General features: G+C 66.2%; 9 protein-coding genes. 6 read left to right on the forward strand and 3 right to left on the reverse strand.

Annotation, left to right across the window (positions count from 1 at the left end):
• Window positions 1-194: aspartate aminotransferase family protein (locus KA184_15390; GenBank protein MBP8130961.1), on the forward strand; the 194-nt coding region annotated here is incomplete at its 5' end.
• 93 nt (window positions 195-287) lie between these two features.
• Here the strand turns inward: KA184_15390 and KA184_15395 are convergent.
• Window positions 288-761 (reverse strand): DinB family protein, encoded by a 474-nt coding sequence (locus KA184_15395; protein ID MBP8130962.1) that lies wholly within the window; start codon window positions 759-761, stop codon window positions 288-290.
• 148 nt (window positions 762-909) lie between these two features.
• Between KA184_15395 and KA184_15400 the strand changes: the two genes are divergently transcribed.
• Genes KA184_15400 through KA184_15420 form a run of 5 tightly spaced genes read left to right on the forward strand, consistent with a single transcriptional unit; the run spans window position 910 to window position 7433 of the window.
• On the forward strand, window positions 910-1839 hold the full coding sequence (locus tag KA184_15400; protein ID MBP8130963.1) for a sugar kinase: 930 nt from the start codon (window positions 910-912) through the stop codon (window positions 1837-1839).
• A 5-nt stretch (window positions 1840-1844) separates the two neighbouring features.
• Window positions 1845-2117, forward strand: coding sequence for a hypothetical protein (locus tag KA184_15405; GenBank protein ID MBP8130964.1), 273 nt, complete (start codon window positions 1845-1847; stop codon window positions 2115-2117).
• A 32-nt stretch (window positions 2118-2149) separates the two neighbouring features.
• Window positions 2150-5839, forward strand: coding sequence for an LPS assembly protein LptD (lptD, locus tag KA184_15410; GenBank protein MBP8130965.1), 3690 nt, complete (start codon window positions 2150-2152; stop codon window positions 5837-5839).
• Between the two features lie 11 nt (window positions 5840-5850).
• On the forward strand, window positions 5851-7053 hold the full coding sequence (locus tag KA184_15415; protein MBP8130966.1) for an amidohydrolase: 1203 nt from the start codon (window positions 5851-5853) through the stop codon (window positions 7051-7053).
• Entirely contained in the window at window positions 7050-7433 is a 384-nt protein-coding gene (locus KA184_15420) for a DUF423 domain-containing protein (GenBank protein ID MBP8130967.1), read from the forward strand. Before KA184_15415 ends, KA184_15420 begins: the two co-directional genes overlap by 4 nt.
• 10 nt (window positions 7434-7443) lie before the next feature.
• On the opposite strand, the gene KA184_15425 is transcribed toward KA184_15420, so the two are convergent.
• Window positions 7444-8580, reverse strand: a complete 1137-nt coding sequence (locus tag KA184_15425) for a hypothetical protein (GenBank protein MBP8130968.1) — start codon at window positions 8578-8580, stop codon at window positions 7444-7446.
• Window positions 8577-9653 (reverse strand): carbohydrate kinase family protein (locus KA184_15430; protein MBP8130969.1); only part of this gene is annotated, 1077 nt, incomplete at its 5' end. The genes KA184_15425 and KA184_15430, both read right to left, overlap by 4 nt.

The following is a 9653-nucleotide window of genomic DNA, read 5'->3' on the forward strand; positions in this document are numbered from 1 at the left end:
CGCCGGTTGTGGATTTCCGGTCTTCGCTCGCGGCCGATCTCGCCCTGGCCCGCCGGTACTGGCAAGCACTGCACGAGCGGGGCGTGCGCACCACGGCGCGTAATTTCTGGTTCCTGTCGACCGCACATACGCACGACGACGTCGAGAAAACACTCGCGGCAGCGCGCGACGCGCTAATCGGCCTCAAGGAATAGAAGAACCTGCAAAGCGGCATATTGCTTGGGCGGGGGTATGGACGGGTGCAGACGGACCTTGTCTGAAGGTTGCGGTCACCGGCGCTCGCCGCGTCAATGGCGTTCCAGAATCAGGTGTTCGATCCGGTATGCGTGGAAGTAGTCGTGCAATGCAAGATGACGAGTCATGATCGCTATGCTGTACGCGGCATACTCGTCGTGTGTCGCGGGCTTGTGCCATTCGGCCTCTGTTAATTGCTCGAGCCGCGCCACCATGGCAGCGCGTTCGGCAAGGTACCGGTCCAGCGTCGGCGCGAGATCCATCTTCAGCAGCGCGTCGGGGTCTTCGTCGCGGCTCGGCTGGTATCCGTGGATATGCGGCGACTCCCGGGCGACGGTCAATTCGAGTCGCTGCATCATGACCGGTTGAACGACGGCCAGATGGCACGCGTGCTCGTGGATAGACCACGCGCCGGGCCGGGGCCGCACCTTCAACCTCGGAGTCGCGGCAGAACGGACCAGGTCCACTACAATCCTGCACGTAGTGCGCAAACTGGCCAGGACATCTTCGGATTTCGGCTCGGTCATAGCAGTTTCTCCGGCCTGTTTCCGGAGGATACACCGCTGGACGGCGGTCGATTCCTGCGCGCGTTGCCGCGACTGTTCCCAGGTGCTATACTCCGTCAAGGGTAAACGCCGTGGGCGCGGTGTTACGAAGTTCGTTGAGGGTTTGCGCATGCCGGTGGATTTGGTCACGGTGGGGCTGGTCTGTGCCGATGTGATGGTCCGGCCCGTAAACGAGGTCCCGGAACGGGGCAGACTCGGCTTGGTGCCGCAGCTCGAGATGCACGTGGGCGGGCTCGCCGGGGTCACGGCGGCCGTCTACTGCCGGCTCGGCGGCTCGGCCGCATTCATCGGCCGTGTCGGGCAGGACAGCTTCGGCGACCACCTCGTCAACAGCCTTGCTGCGTTCGGCGTGGACACGCACGGCGTCCGCCGGGACCCGGAGCGGCGCAGTTCCGCCACCGTGGTGCTCATTTCCAGCGACGGCGAACGCACCTTCCTGCACCACACCGGCGCGACGGCGGCCCTGTCCGAACACGACGTGGATTTCGGTCTCGTGGGCCACGCCAAGGTGCTGCACTGGGGCGGCCCGGGCGTGACCCCCGGCCTGTCGGGCGCGCCGATAGGCCGCGTCTTCCAAAAAGCGCGCGACCTGGGCGTCAAGACGTCCCTGGACACCTGCTACGACGGTAGCGGCGCGTGGCTCTCGCTCATTGAAGCGGCGCTGCCGCATCTCGATATCGCCCTGACAAGCCTCGAGGAAGCCCGCTTGTACACGGGGCAGACCACGCCGGAAGCCATTGCGAAGTTCCTGCACGGTTACGGCGTGAGCACGGTGCTCGTGAAATTGGGGGCCGACGGCGTCTACTTCGCCGACAAACGAACGTCGGGCACGCTTCCCGCGCACAAGGTGCGCGTGGTCGACACCACGGGCGCCGGGGATGCCGCGTGCGCCGGATTCCTGTACGGTTATATTATGGGCTGGGACCTGCCGCGCTGCGCGCGCATGGCAAACGCGGCCGGCGCTTTGACGGTCCAGGTCATGGGCGGCGCGGAGGGCGTACATTCCTTCGACGACGCACTGCGACTCGTGGAGACATGAGAATCATGAGGAACATCCTGCTTGTCCTCTTTGTGTTGCTGACGGCATGGGCGGCCACGGCTGCGGCGGAAGAAGCGCCCCCTGCCGCGCCCGCGCCCGAAGACGGGGCCGAGGCACAGCAACCGGCGGCGGACGAAACGCAGCCCGCGGAACCCGCGCCCGCAGCGGCGCCCGAAACAGCAGCGTCTCAACCGGAGCAAGCTCCCGCCCCCGTGCCGCAGCAAGACGGCGCGGGCAAGACGGTGGCGGCGTTCTGGTTTGTAATACCCGGCAAGTAGCAGTCAGGCGTTTACAGCACGTGGGAGCAAGCATGCGCCATCGTACCGCCCTGAGCATCGGCTTCTGCCTCCTGTGCACGGGAGTCGCAGCGGCGCAACCGCCTTTTCAAGCACACAATGTGCGTGCGCAATTCCGCGACGCCTTGCTTGAGCCCGGCAGTGGAATGCTGTACGTCGCTGTTTTCGATCGCGACGAAATTTGGGCGTACGACCCCGCCACGCTCGAGCGCCTTGCGGCCATCCCCACAGGCGACGGTCCCACGGCGCTGGCCCTGTCGCGCGACGGGCGGACCCTCGCTTGCGTCAATCAGCTCGGCGGCTCCGTTACGTTATTGCGCATTCCTGACCACGCTGCTATCGGCGCCACGCCCTGCGGCAAGGGCCCCACGGGCATCACTGCGGCCGGCGCGAACGCGTTCATCGTGGTCAGTCCCTTCGACGACGGCCTGTTCCGCATCTCGGCAGACGCGCCGGCGCAGGCAGCGCCCCTTGAGGCCGCGCCCGCCGTACCCGTCGCCGTAGCGGCGGGCTCCACGCTCGTCGCCGTCGCGGGACGCGGCGTTCCGGCGCTCTCGTTCTACTCCCTCGAAGGCGCACCCTCGGGCGCGGTCGCACTGCCCGAACCGGCAACGCGCCTGGCCGCGCTGGAAGGCGACACGTTTGTCGCGGCAACGAAGTCTGAATTGTATGTCGTTGACGGCGCCGCGGCCCGCATCCGTGCCAAGACGGAAGGCGCCGCGGACGACATAGCGGTCAGCAGCGGTATGGTCTACAGTCTCGCGGCGGATCGCGTGCGCATACTCGACGCGCAGTTGCGCGAGACCGAAGTGTGGGTCCTCCCCGCGGCCGCGCAAGCTATCGCCGCGGACGGCGGCATTTACGCGGCGCTTGCGCCGCAGCGTAACGAGTGGCAGGTATGGAACGCGGCGGGGCGCGCCGCCACCACTGCCGCGCCTGCCGAACCTGCGCCGCCGGTCCTGGTTGCGGCCGCACCGGAACCGCCGCAACTGCCGGAACCCGCGGCGACGGGGCCGTCAATTGTGGAAGCGGAACCTGTCGAGGCCGCCCCACCGCCGCAAGAACCGGCGGCAACACCGCCCGCGCCAGAGCCGGAACCTGCGCCAGAGCCGGAACCTGCGCCAGAGCCGGAACCTGCGCCAGAGCCGGAACCTGCGCCAGAGCCGGAACCTGCGCCAGAGCCGGAACCTGCGCCAGAGCCGGAACCTGCGCCAGAGCCGGAAACGGTGCCTGCGTCAGAACCGGACGCAGCGGCCGCATCCGCTGAGACGCCCGCGCCAGCAGCCGCAACTGTGCCCGCAACTACGCGTCCGGCGATGAAGCCGCAGACGCAACTGCAGATGGTGGGCGGCGAGATTCGCGCGCCGAAACTGGGCCGCCGCCCTTCCGCAGTTCCGTTGCAGGACTTCTCCGGACCGACCTTGGCGGAAGCGCTGAGTACCGGGGCCGATTTCGGCGCGGCGGAGAGTCTGTTTCAGACACCCGACTGGACCCAGCCTCTGCGTGACCTCGAGGCGGATGAGATGGGCGGCAGTTTCGATGGCGACACGATAGAAGCTACGGGCAACGTTCACCTGCGCCTTGGCGAGACCCTGTTCAACTCCGACACGTACACGTTTACCCAGAGCACGGGCGAGATGCACGCCAAAGGCAACGTGACCATGCAACAGCCGACGGGCAGCTTCACGGCGGATGAGGTTTATTACACTGTGCCGCCCGAAGTCGAGGTGCCGCCGCCGCTCATTTTCGAACTCACAAGCGAGCAGGATCGGGCCAAGCGCCGCCTGTCGCTTGGCCGTCTTTCCGCCACCGGCGTACACATCCTCGAACCAAACCGTGAACTCGTTGCGGACCACGTCGACTACGACGCCGCGACCGAAACCGGCGCGCTGCTGGGCGTGCACGGCCGCAACGGCGATTTCTACTTCGGTGCGGCGAAACTGCGCGTGCTGGGCCCGCACAGTTTCGAGGGCGAAGACGTCTGGCTGACCACGTGCGACACGGAACCGGCCCCGTACAAGATCCGCTTGCAGGAATTGAAGGTTCAGGACGGGATACCCGTGCACGGCAAGCACGCGCGCCTGCAGATCCGCAATCTCAGCACGCCGTTCTACATGCCGTTCTGGCGGCGAAGCGCGGACGCGCGGTATCCCTGGAGCATGGATTTCGACAGCGGCCGCCGCGCCGAGATCGGCTTCTTCGCCAACGTCGGTCAGCGGCTCAACTTCACCCGCGACATCGCCGCCGGACCGCGCCTGTTCGTGACCGAAAAGGAGGGCGTGGGCATCGGTGGCGACATCGAATACGACTTCATGGAAACGCCGTCTTCGCGCCTGTTCCGCACGAAGGGCGAGGTTCACGGGCTCGAAACCACGGAAGACCGCGGTTACGTCCACTGGTACCACCGCTTCGAGCCAAACGAGAGCCTCGTGCTGCGCATGCAGGCTGAGCAATGGCACGATCAGGATTTCTACAAGGACTTCTTCTACGACGAGTTTCGCGACCGGACCACGCCGCGCACGTTCGCGAACGTGACGTACACGCGACCCACCTACATCGCGACCGCCACGACACGGCTGAATACGCACAACTGGGTCACCGAAACCGAACGCCTTCCGGAAGCGACGTTCCACCTCATCGAGCGCCGTATCGCGCCGCGCCTCTATTTCGCGTTTGACACGGTGAGCGGCTACAACGACCGCGAACCCGCCGGCGGCGACGCCGTCCGCACGGTCAACACGGCGCGGCTTACCTACGACCTGGATATCCAGGAAGCCTTCAGCATAACGCCCTTCCTGGAGACGGACCTCTCCTGGTATTCGCGCGAGCGGTTCGACGACGACGCCAGCTTCCGGCTCGGCAACACCATCGGCACGACGCTGCAGACCCGGCTGCACCGCAACTACGCCGGGCGCTGGGGCTTCTCCGGCTTCAAGCACGTCATCGTGCCCTCGATGACCTACTCGTACCGGCCTGAAACCTCCATGAGTTTCGAGGAAACGCCGCGGTTCGACGCCCTCGATATCGCCTTTGGGCGCAGCCGCATCGAGACCAAGCTCGACAACGTCGTGTTCGGGCGCGATGCCGAAACCGGCGAGGTGTGGCAGGTCGGACGTCTCACGTTGTATCAAGGAAACGACTTCTGGAACGAAATCCGCAAATCCGAGGACTATGAACTCGAACTGGACGTGCGGCCCCGGCCCTGGTGGGGCGCGCAACTGGTCGCCGAACGCCACGTGGTCAGCGACGACCTCAGCATTGACAATCCGTTCGCTCCGCAGCAGCTTAACCTCTGGGCATACGAGAAGCTCTTCGGCCAGCCGTACGACCCGGAAGCCATCTATCAGTACGACGCGGCTTTTCGCGACTATAACCGCATTCTGGCCCAGTTCTACTACAATGACACTCTCCTCGATGGCCCCTGGCAGGCGCGCATCGGCTTCGCATACACCGAAACGGGCGACGTGGTGTTCAACCGCGAAATCCTGTATGGCGCGGGCTACAAGTTCAGCGAAAAATGGGGGCTGGGCTTCGAGCACCGGTACGATTTCGAGGACGGCGCGCTGCGCTCGCAGACCTACGAGGTGCGCCGGACTTTCAGTTGCTGGGAAACGGCCCTGCGCGTGCGGGACCGGGAGTCCGGCACCGATATCGACCTCGAATTCAGCATCAGGGCCTTCCCGGGCACACGCGTCAAATTCTGAGGCCTGCCGCCATGCATTCCAGACTGCGCTCCACCATCGCGGAGATTCTCCCGGAAATTACGGCGCTCAGGCATGAATTGCACGGGCATCCGGAGACCCGTTTCGAGGAGCGTTGGACCTCGGACCGCATTGCGCGGTTCCTCGATGAAGCGGGCGTCGCTCACACGCGGGGCTGGGCCGGCGGGACCGGCATCGTCGCGGAGTTCGGACCTGCCGGGGGCAGGTCCGTCGCCTTGCGCGCCGACATCGACGCCCTCGAAATCCAGGAGGAAACCGGTCTGCCGTATGCATCCACGGTCGCCGGGCGCATGCATGCGTGCGGCCACGACGGCCACACGGCCATCCTATGCGGCGCTGCAAAGACCCTCGCGCGGCATCTTGACCTGTTACGCGGCGGCGTGCGGCTGATCTTTCAGCCCGCGGAGGAAATCGCGGGCGGCGGAAAATACATGGTTGAGGAAGGCGCGTTGAACGGAGCCGCCGGCGCCTTCGCGCTTCACGCATGGCCGGGCATCCCGGCCGGGAAGGTCGGCCTGCGCGCGGGCTGCGCCATGGCCAGCGCCGATTTCTTCCGCATCGAGGTGGCCGGCAAGGGCGGGCACGGCGCGGCGCCCGCGTCGTGCGTTGACCCGGTCGTCGCGGCCGCGCACATCGTCCTCGCGCTGCAAAGCATCGTGAGCCGGGAACGCGCCCCATGGGAAGCAGGCGTCGTCACCATTGGCCGCATTGACGGAGGCAGCACGTCGAACATCATCCCGGACCGGGTTCTCATGGAGGGCACGCTGCGCGCGCTCGACGCCGCGCAACGCGCGGCGATGTCGGAGTCCCTGCGCCGTATCGCGGAGCACGCCGCGGCGGCGCTTCGCGCGCGCGCCGAGGTCTTCGTCAGCGAAACGGGATACCCGCCGCTGCATAACGACGCGGCCTCGTGCGCATTTGTCCGCGACACCGTAACCGCGTGCCTCGGACCGGAAGCGGTGCTTGAGGTGGAACACCCGTTCATGACGGCGGAGGACTTCGCCTATTACCTCGAAAAAACGCCGGGCGCGTTTCTCTTCCTGGGCAACGACCCGCCTGGCGTCACGGAGGCGCCGCCACTGCACAGCCCCCGGTTCCGTTTCAACGACAGCGCGCTGGCCACGGGCATCGAAACCATGGCGGAACTAGCGATCCGGTTCCACGAGCCAACCTTGGCGCAGGAGCACCGCTCATGAACGCGCAAACCCTGTTCTTCCGCATCGCGTGCGCGCTCGGCGGCCTGTCCGTCGCGCTTGGGGCGTTCGGGGCCCACGGGCTGAAACATCGCATCTCGGGGGAAATGCTGCAGGTCTTCGAGGTAGGCGTTCGATACCAGTTCTATCACGCCCTGGCCATGCTGGCCGTGGCCGCGGGCGCGGCGCGTCTCTGGGAAGGCCGGCTCGCCGGCGCGGCGTGCCTTGCCTGGACCGCCGGCGTCGTGCTCTTCTCGGGCAGCCTGTATCTGCTCGCGTTAACAGGGATTCGGTGGCTGGGCGCGATTACGCCCTTCGGCGGCGCGGCGTTCATCGCCGGCTGGGCGCTGCTCTGCTTCGCAGGCGCGTCGCTCTCGCGCTGAGAGATCCCAATCAGTATACGCAACGGCGCGCCTCGGCGCCGTACGCTTCCAGGCAGGCCGAATCCGCATCGAAGAAATGGTCCGACGGCGACAGGATGAACCCGCCGCCCTCCCCCGCTTCCGCGAAACAACGCCGCACCTCGGCGCGCGTCCGCTCCGGCGTGCAATCCTTGAAGAAATGGAATTGGTCAAAGCCGCCGATCATGCAGGTCCGGTCTCCTATGCGCCGTTTGGCCTCGTCCAGGCGCGTGTCGCCGCCCATGCCCGGCGGCGTGAAAGTCTCCATCGCGTCCGGCCCCATCGCCGCGATATCTTGGAGGATGGGCATCATGCCGCCGCACGTGTGATAGACCACGCGCAACCCCGCCGCGTGGGCCGCCGCGATCAGTTCCGCATCGTATGGCGCCACGAATTCGCGGAACAGCCCCGGCGAGATTACCGTGCTCGACGCGTCGCCGCCGCCCAGTTCGCAGATGTCGTACGCCGCGCCGCGCATGGAACGGATGTAGTCCAGTTTGCGCGCCTTCAGGATTTGCAGCAGCGCGTGCACCCACTCCGGGTCATGAAAGGTCTCCATGATGAGGCGTTCCACGCCAACGAGGCATGCGGCATCCTGCCAGCAGCCCGGCTGGCCAAACAGGTCGAAGCAGAGCAGCCCCCCGCGCACCAGCCCGCGCTCGCCGAAAGCCGCTGCATCGCGGTTAACCGCCTCCACATCGCACACCGGGTGCGTCATGTGCTCCGCGAGGATATCGATGTCACTCTTCTCTTTTACGACAGGCTCGAGCAGCCACGTGGTGTGCTCATTGTGCTGGACCACCGCGGTAAGCGTGCCGCCGGGCGTTTCGATGCAATAACGAAACGCATCGGAATCCGTTCCCGGCACGGGCTCGCGCGAGATGTGCCATGCGTCCGAAACGACATGACCGCCCAGTTCCGGGAAGCGGTATTCGCCGCGCGCGCAATTCGGGGCCGGGTTCCCTGTCCACAGAATCGGGTCAAGGCCGAAACGCTCGAAAAAAACCTGTGCATCGACGCCGCCTAGATAGTGGTCTAAGTAATACGGCATTACGTGATGCGTGGTCACGGGAAGCCGGTCCGGCGTGCGCCGCTCGAGCGCGGCCACCATCCGCTCTCTGGAAGTCATCGCGCGGCGCCCTCGGGCGCGTCGTGCGGCCCGCGCCATAGTCCGTTCGTTTCGTCCCACATCCAACCAGGCGCATCGATGCCCGCGTTCAGATGAGGAATCCCGCGCCCGAGCATCGCCGACGTCTCGTCCCAGGAATGAATACCGCTCACGGCATCGAGTACCTGCACGTTCTGCCAGCCGCAGCACGTGGCGCGGCGCAGCGACTCCTCAATGCTGCAACCGCGCAGGAATGCCGCGAGCAACCCCGCAATTGCGGAATCGCCGGAACCGGTTGCACTCCCGAATTGCGGCGGCGCGAACGCGGGCGCCCAGAGTTCCCGGTCCGCCCAGTTGGCCGCGTCGCCGGGACGCGCCGCGCCCATCCGCGCGAATCCGTCCCGAGGCCCCGTGCGCAGATAAAAGCCGCGATGTCCCGACTTCAGCGATACCATCTTCGCGCCGAGCGCCAGCGCTTCCGCGGCAAGCTGCGAGTACAGCGCGGGCGGGACCACGTCGATGAGGTCCGCGTCCGGATGCTCCCGTTTCATGCGCAGGAACCGGTCCGGTTCCAGCATGTAGAGCGTTTCTTCGATGGATGGCAGGAACATGTCGACCCAGGGAAGCACGCGCTCGAGAATCCGCCGCCATGGCGCCCGCCCCGACACCGAATCCGCGTCGGGCAGCGACATGTCGCACGACGTCGTCGCTCCCGACTCTTTCGCTATCCGGAACACGCGCTCCAGGCCGGCGCCCGCGTCCGCGTACATGCCCTGCATCAACGGCGGGTAGCCAAAATGAAAATGCCTGCAACGGGCGATGAGTTCCGGGTCCAGGTCTTCCGGACCGAACGTATCGTTGGTGCCCGGGTTGTGCAGGAAGATGCGATCAATGTCCGGGGGCGCAATGACGACCGTGTAGGAACTGGCCGCGCCGGACACAACGTGCACGCCCTCCGCGTGGCCGCTCGCGCGCAGCAGGCCGACCGTGATCCGGCCCAGCGCGTCATCGCCAACACGCGCGCAGAAGCAGACCTTCGCACCGAGGGTCTTCAGATTGATACCTGTGTTCGACACAGGCCCGCCCGTGCTGAT

Source organism: Candidatus Hydrogenedentota bacterium (genome assembly GCA_018005585.1).
GTDB lineage: Bacteria > Hydrogenedentota > Hydrogenedentia > Hydrogenedentales > JAGMZX01 > JAGMZX01.